This is a genomic window from Pseudovibrio exalbescens (genome assembly GCF_028737195.1).
Lineage (GTDB): Bacteria > Pseudomonadota > Alphaproteobacteria > Rhizobiales > Stappiaceae > Pseudovibrio > Pseudovibrio zosterae.
Window position 1 is genome coordinate 258,742 of sequence record NZ_JAQZAJ010000003.1, and the last position, 16,676, is coordinate 275,417.

Here is a 16,676-nt window from a genome sequence, read left to right on the forward strand (position 1 = left end):
CTTCGCTAGATTGCTCAATGAGTTGGCCGCATGTTACGGTAATGTTCGATACTCCGGCAGCTACGGCTGGTTAGGCACTAGAGCCCATGCGTTTGGCTTTGAAACTCGTATCTGCAGTTTTGTTTCCCACGGCGGTGATTGCGGCTAAAGCCTCAGCTTCCGAGGCGGATGTTCCTTTGGCTGAGCCCAAGGCTTTCGAGCAGCCCGCCCCAGCGGAGTTGGGTGTAAGGCTTCAGATGTTGGGCCAAGAGCTGCAGGAAAAGACCGGGATTGCGCTGTCAGAGAACGCGCGGATCTTTCGCCTGCAAAGCGAAGCGGAGGCTGGCAATGCGGAAGCGGTGTTCCAGTTGGGGCTTGCCTATGAGACAGGACGAGGTGTCGATCAGGACTACATCAAGGCCTATGCGCTCTACAAGCAGGCGCGGGATATGGGCATTACCGCAGCACTGACCAATCTCGCAGGCATTTTGAAATCCGGCCCAGCCTCCATGCAGGATCTGGAACTGGCTCATGAGCTGTTTCAAGAGGCGGCAAACCTTGGTGACTATTGGGCGCAGAACAATCTTGGCCTGATGTACCTTAACGGCGAGGGCGTGGAGAAAAATCCGGAGTTGGCCCTTCGCTGGATCACCGAAGCGCACAATGCGGGCCTTGCTCAGGCAACGGCCAACCTTGCGGGGTTTTATCGGCAGGGGCTTGGCACAAAGCCAGACCACGAGAAAGCCCGGTTTCTTTATGAGGAAGCGGCGCGGCGCGGCGCTGCAGAAGCGCATTTGCCCCTTGGTGAGATGTATGAGTTCGGTGAGGGCGGGCCTGCTGACCTGCAACAAGCCATTCAGCACTACCAGATGGCGGCGGATGCAGGGGATGCGCTGGGCTTGCACTATGTGGGCACGCTCTATGAAGAAGGAGCGGGCCTGCCGCAAAACCTGAACATGGCTGCCCGCTACTACCGCCGTGCAGCGGATCGCGGTTTGGCGCAGTCACAGTATACCCTCGGACGGCTTTACCTTAATGGCGCCGGTGTTGACCAAGACCCTGAGGAGGCAATCAAACTCTATCAGGCGGCGGCTGATCAAGGATTCGGTCAAGCGCTTAATGATCTGGGTGTGCTTTATGAGACCGGCCAGTTCGTGCCGCAAGACACGGCACGGGCGATTGCCTACTATGAGGCTGCGAGCGAGACCTTTCCGTTCGCACTGACCAATCTCGGCCTTGCTTACATCAGCGGTGCAGGGGTGAAGCAGGATGTTGACCGGGCGCTGAGGTATTTCGAGCAAGCTGCGGAGCGCGGTGAGCCGCAAGGCGAGGTGTTTCTTGGGAAGATCTACCTAGAAGGGTTCGCCGTTCAGCAAGATGGCGAGAAGGCAATCTCCTACCTCAAGTCGGCGGCTTTGAAGGGCGATCCCGAAGCGTTTCATCTGCTTGCCTGGTGCTATGAGACCGGTACCTTCCTCAACAAAGACCTAGAAAAGGCCCTGGAGCTGTACAAGCTGGCAGCGGATGCGGGTTTCCCGGCCGCCTTTGAGGCCGTTGAGCGCTTGAGCCAGTAGACCATGGCGTGGGGCCGTTTGAGCAGCTCGTCATTATGCGTTCCTTGCCCTCTGTCCCATCGCTATCAACCCGCCTTGTCCAAGGGCACTGGTGTAACCATGGGGAACCAGAAGTCGAAAGTGTCCAGCATGTCGAGCAGGGCTTTCAATGGGGCGGGGTCGCCCTGAATTTGGAGGGTTCCGTCTTCAATTGCCTTCTCGAATGTGGTTTCACCCAGAAGGACGTTGTTCAGGTCGCTTCGGTTCAGGGTGATCGTGGCTGCAGCATCTGGTGCGTGGTGGCCTTCGATGTGATTGAGAGTGGCATTCTGTAGCTCCAGCACGTAAGTCTGGTTGGTGTCTGCAAAGACCCAGTTGAGCTTGAACTCCTTGGCTCCGGCCTTCTTGTAGTTCAGCCGCATGGCCACATAGTCGAACAACAGGTCCAGATCCATGGCGCGGACGGTATCCGGGCTGGCGGTGGTGGGTGCCGGGAGTTCTTTCACGCCGTTTCGCAGTTCCTGTGCTCCGGTAAGGTAAAAATTGCGCCAAGGTCCGGATTCAGCCTGATAGCCCATTTGCTCCAGCGCGTCTGCCTGAAGGTTCTTGGCTTCTTGATTGTCTGGTTCTGCGAAGACCAGGTGGTTCACGACCTCCGCCACCCAGCGATAGTCACCCTCCTCATAGCTTTCGCGGGCTTTTTGGAGCAGGGCATCTGGCCCTCCCATGAACTCCACATAGCGCTTTGCCGCGTCTCTTTCGGTGTGTTTGTGCAAGCTGGCCGGGTTGCCATCAAACCAGCCCAGATAGTGCACGTATGTGGATTTTATGTTGTGATTGCTGGTGCCGTAGTATCCGCGCGCGGACCAGTTGTTCCTCAGTCCGCTAGGCATCTCGATCATCTCTGCGATCTCGGTCTTGTGGAACCCGTGATTCAAGAGGCGGAGCGGTTGATCGTTGATGAAGCGGTACAAATTGCGTTGTCCGCGCAGGTGCTCCAGCACGCGATCATTCCCTTTGAGGGACCAGTGGTGCGGGGCAAACAGCACCTCAACCCGGTTGCCGTACTCATAAATGGTTTCATTGATGTACTTTGACCAAGCGAGAGGATCGCGGATCTTCGCACCGCGCAGGGAATAGGTGTTGTGCAGTGTATGGACAGCATCTTCTGCAGTGCAAAGCGCCCTGAGTTGGGAAATGTAGAAGAACATTTCTGAGGGCGCTTCCGAGTTTGGTGCCATAAGAAAACGGAGGGTCAGGCCATCAATCTGTCTGGTTTCACCTGTCTTGGTGATGACATCAGTCGGCGGAATAAGCGTTATGGTGCCGGTGGAGGTGGTCGGACCAAGGCCTGCGCCCACTTGACCCTGCGGGCCATACGGCAAGAGGTTTCCATACATGTAACTGGCACGGCGGCTCATGGCATTTCCCGCCATGACGTTTTCGGCGATGGCGTGCTCCAGGAAACCTTCCGGGGCGTAGATCTTCACGGTGCCATTGGTCACGTCCGCTTGGTCGACAACGCCGCGCACCCCGCCATAGTGGTCCACGTGGCTGTGGGTGTAGATGACAGCGATCACCGGTTTGCGTGGCCGGTGTTCATAGTAGAAATCCAGGGCATATCTGGCCGTCTCCTGCGAAATCAGCGGATCGACGACGATAATGCCGGTGTCTCCTTCAATGAAAGTGATGTTGGAAAGGTCTGCAGCGCGGACCTGATAGATGCGGTTTGAGACTTGGAAAAGGCCGCTGATTGTAACCAGTTGAGATTGTCGCCACAGACTTGGATTCACGGTGTCCGGTGCGACCGACCCTTGCATGATGAAATCAAATTTTCGGAGGTCGTATACCACCTCTCCATTCGCGTTCTTCACTACGCCATTGTTCGGTAGTGGCGCTATGAAGCCTTCCCTTGCCTCCGAAAAACTTCTCGTATCGTTGAACGGCAGTGTCTGAAGCAGGCGTTCATAGTTCTCACGGGTTTCTGGGGAAGGTGCGTTTGGCTGCGCGAGTGCAGCAGAGACGGAGAGTGGCAGCGCCAAGCAGAGCAACAGGGCGAGAGAAAAACGGCGCATGGGGTTTGAGCCTCCATTTGTTTTTCTCGAAAGCTAGACGGCGGGGGGGAAGAGTCAATCAAGAGCTTAGTTGAACTGGCGAGTGCAGTTAATGAAAGCATAGCCGCAGACCAGGTTATCTTTCCTCATAGGCCTGTGGGGTCTTCAGGTCGAGCCGACGTTCAGGATCTGCGATGTCTTTGAAACCGAACTGACGATAGAGACCGTGGGCGTCGTCAGTGATGAGGGAGAGGCGCCTCAGATCCTTAAGGTCGGGGTGCGAAACGACGGCTTCAATCAGCTTTTTCGAAATACCCTGGCCCCGATGCGCTGGCAGCACGAAGACATCTGCCAGATAACCAAAGGTGGCGTAGTCGGTGATCACACGAGCAAACCCTACTTGTTCGCTGCCAGATGCATAGGCTCCGAAACACAGGGAGTTTTCAATGGATCTGGCTACAATTGCCTTTGGTATGCCTTTGGCCCAGTAGGAAACCTCGGAGAGGAAGTGGTGAATGCAATAAAGGTCCAGACGGGACTTGTCCGAAGAGATCTCATACATGGATGGCTGCTCAGGGCTTGGTTGGCGAGATTTTTAACTTGTAGACGGTGAGCCTTGCTCAGTTCCATGGCAAGCTCAAGTGTTCAGATTGCCTGCAAGGGGCACTGAACCAAAAACAGCCCGGCAAAAGCCGAGCTGTTTCTGAAACTGAGAGTTTGTTGCAAAGATTAGTTCTTGGCTTTGTCCACCAGCTTGCCAGCAGAGATCCAAGGCATCATTTCGCGGAGCTTGGCACCAACTTCTTCAATTGGGTGCTCGTCGTTCAGGCGGCGGGTTGCCTTGAACTTGGCAGCGCCTGCCTTGTATTCCTGAATCCACTGAGAGGTGAAGGTGCCGTTCTGGATTTCTTCAAGAACGCGCTTCATCTCAGCCTTGGTTTCTGACGTGATGATGCGTGGACCGGTCTGATACTCACCCCACTCTGCAGTGTTGGAGATGGAGTAGTTCATGTTGGCGATGCCGCCTTCATAGATCAGGTCAACGATCAGCTTCACTTCATGCAGACACTCGAAATAGGCCATTTCTGGCGCGTAACCTGCTTCGGTAAGGGTCTCAAAGCCCGCACGGATCAGTTCGACCAGACCGCCGCACAGAACTGCCTGCTCACCGAACAGGTCGGTTTCACACTCTTCACGGAAGGTGGTTTCGATGATGCCTGAGCGGCCGCCACCAACGCCTGAGGCGTAGGCCAGACCGAGATCCTTGGCGTTGCCAGTCGCGTCCTGATGAACAGCGATGAGGCACGGCACACCGCCGCCCTTGACGTATTCGCCGCGTACCGTGTGGCCTGGACCCTTTGGTGCAACCATCAGAACGTCAACGGAGGACTTTGGCTCAATCAGACCGAAGTGAACATTCAGGCCGTGGGCGAAGGCAATCGCTGCGCCATCGCGGATGTTGCCCGCAATTTCTTCCTTGTAGATGTCGGCCTGCAGCTCATCTGGGGTCGCCATCATCATCAAGTCGGCTTCTTTTGCAGCCTCTGCAACGGTCTTGCAGGTGAAGCCGTCTGCTTCAGCCTTCAGGCGCGTGGTAGAGCCTTCGCGCAGAGCGATCACGATGCCCTGTACGCCGCTGTCCTTGAGGTTCATGGCGTGAGCACGGCCCTGAGAACCGTAGCCAATGATGGCAACTTTTTTGGCTTTGAGCAGGTTGATGTCTGCATCACGATCGTAATAGACGCGCATGGTTTTCCCCTTCTGGTTGGCAAGGCCGTTTCTGGCCTGCCGTTTATTCGGTTGAAGCTGCATAGAGCTTCATGAAGTCGTCTACAGCCTGCTTTCCGGCTGCGGCGTAGTCTTGTTCTGCTTTCTTGAGCTGGTCGCCCAGAAGCAGACGAACATGTAAATCCTTCAGCACAAGGCCGTAGAGCACATCGTAGGCACTGCCAGCATCGCTCTGTTTCAGGTAGCCTTGCGCCATGGCTTCTTTAAGGAGGAGGGTGGTCTGGGCACCGATGCGTCCTCGCCCTCTCTTGAGCAGCAGTTGGCCAAGCGTGGCATCTCCGCGGCTGGCTTGCCCAATGGCCAGACGATTGAGCGCCAATGAGACGTCGCTCGAAATCACCTGAAGCAAGTTTTCTGCGAACTGATAGAGCTCGCGAGTGAGTGTTTCCCGCGAAAACGGGCCGTTAAGAGCCTCCGGGGCGCGCACTTTGCTGGCTTGGCGCGCCACAATGGCTGTGAGCAATCCGTCCCGATCACCGAACCACTTGTAAAGGCTCTCCTTCGAACAACCTGCAGCGCGGGCAATGGCGGCGGTTGTCAGGGCCTTCTCACCACCTTCTACAAGCAGCTGCAAGGCACAATCCAGCACGGCCTTTTGGCGATCGGTAAACGCCTCTGGGGTCAGATTTGTATCCTGATCACTCAAAATTTCAGGTCCAGACTGTGTTGGTTCACGGGGGTGTTGACCTTGAAGCACCGAGATATGGACCAGCCAAATCGCTTTGCTCAAAATCAGTACCGTACGGTACGGTTCTTGGTATATACCCGCACCCGTTGGTGGTCAAGCGGAAACTTCATGAGGAGGTTCATCATGGTGGCCGGATCAGTGGCAGCTCCAGCAGTGTTTGAAATTTTCTCAAATCGGTTAGCGTGCTGATTTGATGGGAAATTGGTATTAATTTCAATGCACTAGGAAATCTCGGGTAAGTTGGATTTTGGTTCTATTGCCGTATGTGTGTTGAGCAATTCATGGTCTTTTCGCCAACATTTTGGAGGGACTATGTCAATTTTTGAATACAAGGGCCAGGACGCGACGGCACTGGTTGGAGATGCATTGGATCTCATGAGCTATAGCTATCATGGACTCTCGGATGCACTGGGTGTTGCCTATCAGCAAACCGGGTTCTCGCTGGCGACTGCGTGGAAGGCGCTGTTCTTGGAAGGCGAAGATGCTGGTCTCCTGACAGGAGAGAGCGAGCAAGCAGCACGAGACAAGATCGAGAGCAAGGGGTGGACGGTTCTGACCCCTGAGGCGCTTGGCTTTGATGGTGCGACGATTGACCGGAATGGCACGTTTCAGGGAGAGACGTTCAAGTTCAAGAATGCGCAGGCGGACGTTCTGGCCAAGTACGATGACGCAGGCAATGTCATTCAGGTTGGCCTGGCGTTTCGCGGGACAACGGGGACCATCGACAATATTGTGACGGATACGATTGGGGATGTGATCGATTACCTCGAGTTCCTCAAGAGTGAGCCGCATTATGTCGAAGAGGCTTTTGGTGGCCTGCTTGCCTCGCTGAAGAACTTTATGGAAGCCAATGGTCTGGAAGCTGAGGATCTTGTTGTAACAGGACATTCGCTCGGCGGCGGTGCTGTCACCAACATGGCCGAGCAGAGCGACGGGTTTCTTGATGGTTTCTTTGTTGGAGCCAATTATCTCGGCTTTGCCTCCCACTATGCGCCGGAAGATGGCAGTTCAGTGCTTGATAGCGGCGCGGAGATTTTCAGCATTGATTTAGAAAACGATCCTGTCCCCTCCGTGATTTCTGAGAGGGGCGTCGATATCACTGGCAATGATACGGACTACGAATATGACACCAGCAACATTGTGCTTTTCAACGATCTTTACGACACGCCGCTGTATTGGGATGGCGGAAACATCTTGAACCTCACCACGTGGTCTGCGCATCTGCCGTTCGCCTACGAGACGGTCGTGGAGGCTTTGCAGGCTTCTCAGTTCAGCGGAGAGATGGATCGCGACAGCCTCGTGATCATCTCTGGCCTCTCGGAGCGGCGGAAAGGAGACACGTGGGTTGAGGACATCAGTATTCCATTGGACACCACGGGGCACTATGGCGATAGCGCCTACATTCTCGGGTCGGCGACAGATGATCTTCTTAGAGGAAACAGATCGGACGATACTCTGGAAGGTTTTTCGGGTGACGACTTCCTGAGAGGTGAGGGTGGCAATGACCGCTTGCTGGGCGGCGATGGGAACGACCGGCTGGAAGGCGGGAACGGCGATGACGTTCTGTTTGATGGCGCGGGCACGGATGTGCTGATCGGCGGCAATGGCGCCGATACCTTCGTTTTCGCAAAGGATGGTGCAACGGATGTGATTGAGTTCTTCAATGCGTCTGAGGACGTCATTGATCTCAGCGATGCAGGGATCACCTCTCTATCCGAGGTGGAGCTTATCCAGGGGTCTCTTTGGGATGCAGTCACCATTCGTTATGGGGACGAGGAAATCAAGGTGTCTGGAACCTTGCTGATGGCGTCGCAGTTCAGCGATGGCAACTTCCTGTTTGCATAATAGCTCAAGCCTTCTCAACGGAACCTGCGGCGCGGATGCGCCGCAGGTGTGCGCCGGTTCTACTTGGGCTCGTTCATGAGGCCCTTCAACAGGGCAAAGCAGGCCAACAAGAGCAGGATTGCGAAGGGGAAGCCCGTTGAGACGGCCATGGCTTGAAGCGCCCCAAGGCCCCCACCCAACAGCAGCGTAATGGCTACCAAACCTTCAAATATGCACCAGAATACCCGCTGGGAGACGGGGGCATTTACCTTGCCGCCTGCTGTAATGGTGTCGATGACCAGCGAGCCCGAGTCCGAAGAGGTCACGAAGAACACGATCACCAGCACGATGCCGATGAAAGATGTGATCTGAACTAGCGGCAGCTCAGCAAGCATGGTGAACAGCTTGAGTTCCAGTGGTGCGTCCTTAACTGCGAGATAGCCGTCATTCAGGATCTGAGAAAGGGCTGTGCCGCCAAATGCTGTCATCCATAGCACGCAGACCGTGGATGGGATGAGGAGCACGCAGACCACAAACTCTCGAACCGTGCGCCCCCGGCTGACACGCGCAATGAACATGCCGACGAAAGGTGACCAGCTAATCCACCAAGCCCAGTAGAACGCAGTCCAGCCTTGGCGGAAATTGTCATCCTCTCGGCCAAAGGGGTTGGAAAGGCTCGGTAGATACTCGATGTATGCGGCCAAGTTCTTGAAGAACCCTGTCGCAAGTACCAGTGTCGGCCCGACGAAGATGACGAAGAACATGAGCAACGCTGCAAGCAACATGTTCATCTCGGAAAGGCGCTTCACGCCGCCATCAAGGCCGGCCAGGACCGAGATCAAAGCAACGGCTGTGATCGCAACGATCAAGGTGATCTTCGAGGTGTCTGTTACCGGAATGCCAAACAGGAACTCCAGTCCCGCGTTGGCTTGTTCTGCGCCAAAGCCCAACGAGGTTGCAAGTCCGAACAAAGTGGCGAAAACCGCAAGTATATCAATAATATGCCCCGGCCAACCCCATACGCGTTCTCCCAGTAGTGGGTAGAAAATGGACCGCATGGTTAGCGGAAGCCCCTTGTTGAAGCTGAAAATTGCCAGAGACAAAGCAACGATCGCGTAGATCGCCCAAGGATGAAGGCCCCAGTGAAAAATGGTGGCCGCCATTCCAAGGCGGATCGCTTCCTCGTTTGTGACTGCAGCGCCCAGAGGGGCCCAATCTGTTCGCACATCACCTTCAACAACGGTGCCACCGATGGAGGACGCGTAGTGCGATATGGGCTCTGATACACCAAAGAACATCAACCCAATACCCATGCCGGCTGCAAACAGCATGGCAAACCAACCGGTGTAACTGTAGTCAGGGGTTGCCTCTTTCCCTCCGATACGGACATTGCCGAGAGGCGTGATGACCAAGGCAAAACATAAAATGACGAATACGTTGGCGGCGCTCAGAAAGAACCAATCAAATGTGGAGGTCAGGTAAGTTCGCAGGTCATTGAAAAGGGGCTCCACGCTTGTTCTGAGCGTCAGTGTGATCACAACAAAGGTGGCAATGGTCATGCCGGAGATCAGGAAGACAGGGTTGTGAACATCCAAGCCCAGTGGGCCGACCTGTGCGGTAATGTTGTCCTGACCAACCTCGTATTCCGTATCGATGATGTCTGCGGCACCTTCCGGTTCCGGAATTGCCAGCTCTTCGGGTTGTTCTGACATAGCTTGCCTCCGGATTATCTGATGACCATGACCGAGATGTTGGCTCTGGATGCGACGGTGCCGCCATGGGATGCCCAAAACCGGTCTGCGAAGGTTGGGACATGGGATGAGATGACAATCAGGTCAGCGCCCAATTTCACTGAGGCCTCCACCAATGTTTCGTTGAGGTCTGTCGCGGGGTCGTGGCTTGCGAAAGTTCTTGCCTCTGTTTCGATCCCATGCAGGTCCGCTTGCTTGGCGGCGAACGCCTCCAGTTTGTGCTGAAACTCTGCGGGGTTGTGGGCCACAGCTGTGGGTGTGGCTTCTGTCACGCCAACGTAGAGAACCTTCGCGTTGTAGGTCTTTGCCAGCTTTCCTGAAACATCGAGTGCTTTATCAAGAATTTCTTGATGTGCAAGGTCAACAGGAACCATAATTTTTTCGAACATGATACCTCCCGAGATCCAATTTATTTCAAAAAACAAGCGTAGTACTTAGAAGAGTAATCTGTCACTCTCTGAAATTATAGCACGTATCTAGGGAATGTGATCCGTTACGAGTATATTATTATAAAATAATTTGCAGTTGGAGGCCATTACATCAATGAATCTATAAAGTTATCTCTGCGTCAGAAAATGAAAAAGCCGAGGCTGGGCCTCGGCTCTTACTGCAATCTTGCTTTGTGATGATTTGTTATAATCAATCAATTTCCTTCAGGGCGCGCCGGAAGCGGTTGACGCTCTCTTTGAAGCCGTAGATCAGGGAATCTGCAACAAAGCCATGGCCAATAGACATCTCGGTGATGTAGGGCGCGCGGGTAATGAGGGCAGGGATGTTGTCAACGGTAAGGTCATGGCCAGCGTTGACATCAAGGCCCAGATCGCGGGCTGCTTCTGCCGTTGCAATCACCTTGTCGAGTTCAGCTTCTGCCGCCACCTTGTCGCCGTAACAGGCACCATAAGGGCCCGTGTAAATTTCAATGCGCTCGGTGCCGACTTCCTTGGCAAGAGCCGGTTGGGATGGATCGGGGTCCACAAACAAAGAGGTGCGAACGCCCCAGCTCTTGGCCTTGGAGATCACGTCCTTCAACAGCTCAGCGTTTGCCTCAAAATCCCAGCCATGGTCTGAGGTGGTCTGGGTAGGGTCATCAGGAACATAAAGAACCTGCGCGGGGCGGTTCTTTTCCACCAGCTCCAGGAACTCAGCGGATGGATAGCCTTCCAGGCACAGCTCTGCACTGGGGAAACTGGTGCGGATCAACTGAGTGATGTTTTCAACGTCTGTCTTACGGATGTGACGTTCGTCCGGGCGTGGATGAACGGTGATGCCCTTTGCGCCAGAAGTCAGCGCAATCCTTGCCATGTCTGTTACGCTTGGCCATGGAACATCGCGGCGGTTGCGCAGCACCGCCACAGCATTGACATTTACGGAAAGGCGGCTCGGAGTGCTCATTGGATTACCTGTTGTTTTTTAGACAAAAAAGGCGACCGAGACGGACCGCGGTCGCCGAATCTGTTTTCCGGTGCAGGATCCTAATTCTAATAGGCCTGACTAGATAGTCCTTCTGGTCCTCTATTTAGGGCTGCAACGCCAGTCCGGGAAACTTCTACTAGGCCAAGTGGTCGCATGATGTCGATGAACTGTTCAATCTTGCTGCTCCGGCCTGTGATCTCAAAAACGAAGTGCTCGGTGGTGGCATCAATCACCGTCGCTTTGAAGGCTTCACTAAGGCGCAGGGCCTCCAGCCGCTTTTCACCAGAGCCAGTCACTTTCACGAGCGCGAGTTCTCGTTCCAGAGGCTTATCCTGTTTGAAGCGACGTGCTGCAACTGTCAGGTCTCGCACACGGTGAACGGGAACAAGCCGGTCAAGTTGATGGCGTATTTGCTCGATGATCTGCGGTGTACCTGTTGTCACGATGGTAACGCGAGACAGGTGACGTTCGTGCTCGGTTTCTGACACGCTGAGCGAGTCGATATTGTAGCCACGACCGGAAAACAGGCCAATGACACGGGCGAGTACGCCCGGTTCGTTGTCCACGATAACGGACAGAGTATGGGTTTCCTGTGTGTCGCTGACTTCAGCTAGGAAGTAGGCCGATAGGGCGTCTGGATTTTGTGCGTTCATGGTTCTCTCCCCCATCCCTCACACGAGGGCCTTTCCTTCTTTGCCGATGGCATTGGCGACCGCTTCATCCGTTGCTTCATCAGGAAGCAGCATCTCGTTGTGTGCCTTGCCTGATGGTATCATCGGGAAGCAGTTTGCCAGTTGAGCGACGCAGCAATCAAACAAGACAGGGCCTGGCGTTGCAATCATTTCTGCAATGGCATCATCAAGTTCATCCGGTTTGGTGACGCGGAAGCCCTTGCCGCCGTACGCCTCTGCTAGCTTGACGAAGTCTGGCAGGCTGTCGGTGTAGGAGTGTGAAAGACGGTTGCCGTGGAGCAGCTGCTGCCACTGGCGCACCATGCCCATGTAGCTGTTGTTCAGGATAAAGGTCTTTGGCGACAAGCCATGCTGAACTGCTGTCGACATTTCTTGAATGTTCATCAGGATGGAGGCGTCGCCAGCAACGTTGATACAGGTCGCGTTCGGGTGCGCCACCTGGGCACCAATGGCAGCAGGGAGGCCGTAGCCCATGGTTCCAAAGCCGCCTGAGGTAAGCCAGCGGTTTGGCTCCTCAAAGTCGATGAACTGAGCCGCCCACATCTGGTGCTGACCCACTTCCGTTGAGATGTATACGTCCTTGCCCTTGATTGCCTCGTTCAGGCGCTGCAAGGCGTATTGCGGCATGATCACCTCTTCGCTTGGGCGATAGGCCAGCGAATTGCGCGCGCGCCACTTGTCGATCTGTTGCTTCCAGATCTTTACCTCGCTGCGCGGGGTGAAGCTGGATGAGCGCCAGATGCGCACCATGTCTTCCAGAACGTGTGCCACATCACCGACAATGGGAATATCAACGTGAACGATTTTGTTGATGGAAGACGGATCAACGTCGATATGGACTTTCTTGGAGTTCGGTGAAAACGCATCAAGGCGCCCGGTGATACGGTCATCAAAGCGGGCACCGATGCAGATCATGACGTCACAGCCGTGCATGGCCATGTTGGCTTCGTAGGTGCCGTGCATGCCCAGCATGCCAAGCCACTCGGGGCCTGAGGCGGGATATGCACCCAACCCCATCAAGGTGGATGTTACAGGAAAGCCGGTCAATTTAACAAACTCGCGCAGCAGCTGGCTTGCTGCCGGGCCAGAGTTGATGACGCCGCCGCCCGTATAGAGGACAGGGCGCTGGGCTGTCGCCAGCAACTCGACTGCCGCTCGGATTGCGGTCATGTCGCCTTTTGTTGGCGGGTTGTAGCTTTTGTGCTGAACGTGGATGGACTTGGGGCCTTCGTATGTGCCGGTGGCAAACTGAACATCCTTTGGAATGTCAACCACAACCGGGCCAGGACGACCGGTTGTGGCGACATAAAAGGCTTCATGAATGATGCGAGGCAGATCCTCGATCTTCTTTACCAGCCAGTTGTGTTTGGTACAGGGGCGGGTGATGCCGACGGTGTCGCATTCTTGAAAGGCGTCGGAGCCAACCAGATTGGTTGGAACCTGACCGGTGATGCAGACAAGGGGGATGGAATCGAGCATTGCATCGGTGAGGGCGGTGACCATGTTGGTGGCACCAGGCCCCGAGGTCACCAGCGCGACGCCTGGTTTGCCAGTGCTTCGCGCATATCCTTCTGCTGCATGTCCGGCGCCCTGCTCATGCCGTACAAGGATATGTGCAATGTCGTCTTGTTGAATGAGTTCGTCGTAGATCGGAAGCACAGCGCCGCCCGGATAACCGAAAACGTGCTTAACTTCCTGATCCCGCAAGGCTTGGAGAACCATCTCCGCGCCAGTCATCTCCCGTTCCATTGCCTTCGTCCTTGTCTGCGCCCTCTTTGGGGTGTTCCCGACTGGGTCTTGATTTAGCCAATAAAAAAGGAGCCCTTAAGGCTCCTGCGCGCGTCTAACCGTTCCGAGTGACCTAACTCACTCCGGCGACGCGCTTTCCCACCACGATAAGAAGAATAGATGCGAGCTTCATTTTTATTGAAGGCCGGAGCCTATCTCCTCAATCTGATAGTGGTCGGGCGTCACCCGTTACAATGCGTAGGTGAACACTACTGTGTGGTTCTAAAAAACGTCAAGCTTTTTTATCGAAAATTGCGCCGAGGGTGGGGCTATGTTTTCTGAGATTTCGTCACTGTTATTTGAGGCCAGCTAAACATGGCTCAAAGCCTAGGGTTGCTTTGGAGTTCTTGGGCGATGGTCATATGTTCCGCTTGAGGTATATCTGCCAGCTGCGTCTCGTTAAAATGCTTAGTTATCATAGTGTTGAGGCCAGTTCCCCACAGACGTTTGAAACTTTTATGAAAGAAGGGTTGCGCTTTCAAATTAGCACCGATATATACCCGCCATCGCTTCGGCGCTGTTGGGTGTATAGCTCAGTTGGTAGAGCAGCTGACTCTTAATCAGCCGGTCCTGGGTTCGAATCCCCGTGCACCCACCATCACTTCTTCCCTGAAGTGTTTTGCGTCGATAGCCCTTTCGGATACACTGCCGAGAACAGTGGGTGTATAGCTCAGTTGGTAGAGCAGCTGACTCTTAATCAGCCGGTCCTGGGTTCGAATCCCCGTGCACCCACCACTTTCTTCCCCGAAAATATGTAGAACATGATCAGCGTCGAGCATTTGGTGTTTTGACCTCGTATCGTCCTGTAAAGGCCTTTGAGCTGGATACTCGCCATGACTGGTGTCAGGGCGACGGAGCTGGCATTTGGTGTGGAGGCGTTCACATCAGGGCGCATTTCGCGTTTTTTAGACTCATTATTTTGCCCTTTGGGCTCCTTTAATTGTTAAGGGGCGCTCAAGTTGGTTGTAGTGCCGCTCGACCTTCATCTCTAAGTTGTTCACATTTATTAATGCAACCTAAGATTGTCTTTGCGTGGTTATGGATCTGGCCGTTGCCGGTCTAATTGCTTGCTCTGCAACCGAAATTTCTTCCTAACATTCGCAGAATGCCTTTAGGTTGTATATTGTCTTTTTATACAACCTATCAGAATTGGGTGTTTACCTGAAGTCTTTCGCAGTTAATTCTGTAATTTGCTAAAGTATAAATTTTGAAATCTGAAGTATAAATCATGATTTCACGAATTAAGACATGCCTCGTCTAAGTTTATATCTTTCAGAATGGGGTGTTTTTATGTCTTTATATTCCAAAAAATCGTCTCTGCCGATAGAAGAGGGCAGGGGAATGGACTATTTGTGGGCATGTTGGGTGGATTGTAAGCCTCTTCTCAAAGGTCGTGCCCTGAGGTTGACCAACGGAGATCATGATGCCGCAGAAGAGTTGTTGTCAGCAACGATTTTAAAAGCTGCGAACCACTTCAGCGGCAGGCCAGTAGAGCTGCGTGACCCGAAAGCCTTCTTCATGTTCGCTCTGAAGAACGAGTTCATCAGCCAGTATCGAAAGAAGCGCCACGAGTTCAAGCATCGCGATACCGAGTTGGATGTTCATGAGGACCGGGTTGCTCAGGGAGATTGGGAGGCGCGTGGCCAGGAAAAGGAGCTGGTGACGCGCGAAGAGCTTACCCGTTTGCAAGGTGCTCTTACAGACCTGCCGCCAATCTATCGGGAGATTTTCTCGATGAAGTTTGTAGAGGAGCGGTCGTATCCCGAAATCTCAGAGGTCTTGGAGATCTCACAAGCTCTAGCTCGAAAACGGGTTCAGTTTTTGCGGCAGAAGTTGAGGGTCATTGTCGCGGATTAAACCGGAAGACGTGGGCGCGGCTTCACAGGCCTGTGAGGACCGCGTCCAACTGAATGGTTAACAATTCCAACAGCGAGGAACAACAGATGGCAGATGAAACCGTAAACCCGCAAATAACCGATGCGGTGACGCAGACCAATGTGAAGGTCGTAGCAGAGTCGCCATCTCAGGCGATTGCAAGTCTTTATCAGGTGGTTAGCCATGCCACTGGTTTGTCTGTACAGAACGCGACGCACAGTCAGCAGGCAATGAATCAGATAACTGCGGCGGTCATCTCCAAGGGTGTTCAGCTGATCATGGACATCAAAGGTTGACACAGCAACCTGAGGGTGGGGCGCAAGGATGCAGAGCGCAGAGCGGAGTCTGGGGCATAACTCTTTCCTCAACGCGGCGGAAAGGCGAAAGCAACTCATTGCCGGGTTGATGAACAATGATGCAGGTGGGCATTCCATGCAGAACGGGGCTGGCGATGCTGGTGCTGAAAAGCCCAGTGCTGAAGATCTGATTTCCGAGATAGAAGAGCGCGCAAAGACCAACGGAATCTACTTGCCGGATGGTTTCTTGAGAAATCCTGAGGCAGTGCGTTTGGGTTCCGAAAGTCGTGCCAACGCAAATGGCGTAAATGGTGCATCTGCCTTGAACGGTGGCGGCAGTCACAAATCTCCTAGGCTCGCGTCTAATTCAGCAGTACCGGAGAGCTTACAGGTTAATGGCGCTGACAACGAGCCATCTGACGAAACTACTCCGAAGAGTAATGATGATGAAGCTTCGAGCTCACCTGCGCAGGCTGGAGGTCAAGGCGGTGGTGGAGGCGATGGAGGCAATGGAGGTGACGGCGACGGTTCATCACCGAAAGATGCGAAGGAAGACCCTATGCCAGGCAATGCGCTAACGACGACTTCAGCGCCGGACACATCCAAGCTCAACCAGCAGGTCGTTCAGGCCGTTCAGTTCACAAACTATGAGAACGCAAACTATCTGCCGGAGATGATTTCGGCTCCTGCTGAGGTGATGGCGACGCAGACCGCAGGCCATGCAACGCAGAATGCAGAAAGCTACATGAACGGCATCATGCAGATTGCCGTAGCCGCCCAGGCCGTTGTTGCCGCCAAGATTGCCGAGAACCCGGCAGAAGCTTCAGTGGATGCTGAAGCTTTGACCCAGCTGCAAGCCATGGTGACTGCCGCGATCACTGCGTTTGGCGATGCGAGCACCACTGCTGGAACCGCAGCCAAGACAATCATTACGGATACCAAGGTGAGTAGCTAAAGCCCGGTTGGATGGAGTGG

The 16,676-nt window shown here is 54.2% G+C and carries 14 protein-coding genes and 2 tRNA genes; 7 read left to right on the forward strand and 9 right to left on the reverse strand.

Annotated features, from left to right (window positions below; all coding sequences use genetic code 11):
* The first annotated feature begins 86 nt into the window (after positions 1–86).
* The gene (locus PUV47_RS10560) at positions 87–1,553 is read left to right on the forward strand and encodes a tetratricopeptide repeat protein (RefSeq protein ID WP_274218523.1); all 1,467 of its coding nucleotides are present in this window, start codon (positions 87–89) and stop codon (positions 1,551–1,553) included.
* Between the two features lie 65 nt (positions 1,554–1,618).
* Here the strand turns inward: PUV47_RS10560 and PUV47_RS10565 are convergent, their stop codons facing one another.
* The 4 genes from PUV47_RS10565 to PUV47_RS10580 form a co-directional block, all read right to left on the reverse strand.
* Positions 1,619–3,607 carry an alkyl/aryl-sulfatase gene (locus tag PUV47_RS10565; protein WP_274218524.1) on the reverse strand — a complete coding sequence of 663 codons (1,989 nt, stop codon included), beginning with the start codon at positions 3,605–3,607 and terminating at the stop codon, positions 1,619–1,621.
* A gap of 115 nt (positions 3,608–3,722) precedes the next feature.
* A complete protein-coding gene (locus PUV47_RS10570; protein ID WP_274218525.1) occupies positions 3,723–4,148 on the reverse strand; it encodes a GNAT family N-acetyltransferase in 426 nt (141 codons plus the stop codon).
* Between the two features lie 167 nt (positions 4,149–4,315).
* Positions 4,316–5,398, reverse strand: a complete 1,083-nt coding sequence (gene ilvC, locus PUV47_RS10575; RefSeq protein WP_337994500.1) for a ketol-acid reductoisomerase — start codon at positions 5,396–5,398, stop codon at positions 4,316–4,318.
* Positions 5,379–6,020, reverse strand: coding sequence for a TetR/AcrR family transcriptional regulator (locus PUV47_RS10580; RefSeq protein ID WP_274218527.1), 642 nt, complete (start codon positions 6,018–6,020; stop codon positions 5,379–5,381). Before PUV47_RS10580 ends, ilvC begins: the two co-directional genes overlap by 20 nt.
* Positions 6,021–6,374: 354 nt before the next feature.
* On the opposite strand from PUV47_RS10580, the gene PUV47_RS10585 reads away from it, so the two are divergent.
* A complete protein-coding gene (locus tag PUV47_RS10585) occupies positions 6,375–7,907 on the forward strand; it encodes a triacylglycerol lipase (RefSeq protein ID WP_274218528.1) in 1,533 nt (510 codons plus the stop codon).
* A 59-nt stretch (positions 7,908–7,966) separates the two neighbouring features.
* On the opposite strand, the gene PUV47_RS10590 is transcribed toward PUV47_RS10585, so the two are convergent.
* The 5 genes from PUV47_RS10590 to PUV47_RS10610 form a co-directional block, all read right to left on the reverse strand.
* A complete protein-coding gene (locus PUV47_RS10590) occupies positions 7,967–9,598 on the reverse strand; it encodes a BCCT family transporter (protein WP_274218529.1) in 1,632 nt (543 codons plus the stop codon).
* 14 nt (positions 9,599–9,612) lie between these two features.
* Entirely contained in the window at positions 9,613–10,026 is a 414-nt protein-coding gene (locus PUV47_RS10595; protein WP_274218530.1) for a universal stress protein, read from the reverse strand.
* Between the two features lie 250 nt (positions 10,027–10,276).
* A complete protein-coding gene (locus PUV47_RS10600) occupies positions 10,277–11,029 on the reverse strand; it encodes a pyridoxine 5'-phosphate synthase (protein ID WP_274218531.1) in 753 nt (250 codons plus the stop codon).
* A gap of 86 nt (positions 11,030–11,115) precedes the next feature.
* Entirely contained in the window at positions 11,116–11,703 is a 588-nt protein-coding gene (ilvN, locus tag PUV47_RS10605) for an acetolactate synthase small subunit (RefSeq protein WP_274218532.1), read from the reverse strand.
* A gap of 18 nt (positions 11,704–11,721) precedes the next feature.
* A complete protein-coding gene (locus PUV47_RS10610) occupies positions 11,722–13,491 on the reverse strand; it encodes an acetolactate synthase 3 large subunit (RefSeq protein WP_274218533.1) in 1,770 nt (589 codons plus the stop codon).
* Positions 13,492–14,052: 561 nt separating this feature from the next.
* On the opposite strand from PUV47_RS10610, the gene PUV47_RS10615 reads away from it, so the two are divergent.
* The 5 genes from PUV47_RS10615 to PUV47_RS10635 all read left to right on the forward strand — a co-directional run bounded on the left by PUV47_RS10615 (position 14,053) and on the right by PUV47_RS10635 (position 16,656).
* Positions 14,053–14,128 (forward strand) — tRNA-Lys (locus tag PUV47_RS10615).
* 61 nt (positions 14,129–14,189) lie between these two features.
* Positions 14,190–14,265 (forward strand) — tRNA-Lys (locus tag PUV47_RS10620).
* A 606-nt stretch (positions 14,266–14,871) separates the two neighbouring features.
* Positions 14,872–15,387 carry an RNA polymerase sigma factor gene (locus tag PUV47_RS10625; protein ID WP_274218534.1) on the forward strand — a complete coding sequence of 172 codons (516 nt, stop codon included), beginning with the start codon at positions 14,872–14,874 and terminating at the stop codon, positions 15,385–15,387.
* An 86-nt stretch (positions 15,388–15,473) separates the two neighbouring features.
* On the forward strand, positions 15,474–15,701 hold the full coding sequence (locus tag PUV47_RS10630) for a RebB family R body protein (protein ID WP_274218535.1): 228 nt from the start codon (positions 15,474–15,476) through the stop codon (positions 15,699–15,701).
* A gap of 28 nt (positions 15,702–15,729) precedes the next feature.
* Positions 15,730–16,656 carry a hypothetical protein gene (locus PUV47_RS10635; protein WP_274218536.1) on the forward strand — a complete coding sequence of 309 codons (927 nt, stop codon included), beginning with the start codon at positions 15,730–15,732 and terminating at the stop codon, positions 16,654–16,656.
* The last annotated feature ends 20 nt before the right edge of the window (positions 16,657–16,676 follow it).

Excerpts from the sequence above, each read along its gene's own strand:
- PUV47_RS10560 (WP_274218523.1), top strand. The coding sequence starts at position 87 with ATGCGTTTGGCTTTGAAACTCGTATCTGCAGTTTTGTTTCCCACGGCG.
- PUV47_RS10565 (WP_274218524.1), bottom strand. The coding sequence starts at position 3,607 with ATGCGCCGTTTTTCTCTCGCCCTGTTGCTCTGCTTGGCGCTGCCACTC.
- PUV47_RS10570 (WP_274218525.1), bottom strand. The coding sequence starts at position 4,148 with ATGTATGAGATCTCTTCGGACAAGTCCCGTCTGGACCTTTATTGCATT.
- ilvC (WP_337994500.1), bottom strand. The coding sequence starts at position 5,398 with ATGCAGCTTCAACCGAATAAACGGCAGGCCAGAAACGGCCTTGCCAAC.
- PUV47_RS10585 (WP_274218528.1), top strand. The coding sequence starts at position 6,375 with ATGTCAATTTTTGAATACAAGGGCCAGGACGCGACGGCACTGGTTGGA.
- PUV47_RS10590 (WP_274218529.1), bottom strand. The coding sequence starts at position 9,598 with ATGTCAGAACAACCCGAAGAGCTGGCAATTCCGGAACCGGAAGGTGCC.
- PUV47_RS10595 (WP_274218530.1), bottom strand. The coding sequence starts at position 10,026 with ATGTTCGAAAAAATTATGGTTCCTGTTGACCTTGCACATCAAGAAATT.
- PUV47_RS10600 (WP_274218531.1), bottom strand. The coding sequence starts at position 11,029 with ATGAGCACTCCGAGCCGCCTTTCCGTAAATGTCAATGCTGTGGCGGTG.
- ilvN (WP_274218532.1), bottom strand. The coding sequence starts at position 11,703 with ATGAACGCACAAAATCCAGACGCCCTATCGGCCTACTTCCTAGCTGAA.
- PUV47_RS10610 (WP_274218533.1), bottom strand. The coding sequence starts at position 13,491 with ATGGAACGGGAGATGACTGGCGCGGAGATGGTTCTCCAAGCCTTGCGG.
- PUV47_RS10625 (WP_274218534.1), top strand. The coding sequence starts at position 14,872 with ATGGACTATTTGTGGGCATGTTGGGTGGATTGTAAGCCTCTTCTCAAA.
- PUV47_RS10630 (WP_274218535.1), top strand. The coding sequence starts at position 15,474 with ATGGCAGATGAAACCGTAAACCCGCAAATAACCGATGCGGTGACGCAG.
- PUV47_RS10635 (WP_274218536.1), top strand. The coding sequence starts at position 15,730 with ATGCAGAGCGCAGAGCGGAGTCTGGGGCATAACTCTTTCCTCAACGCG.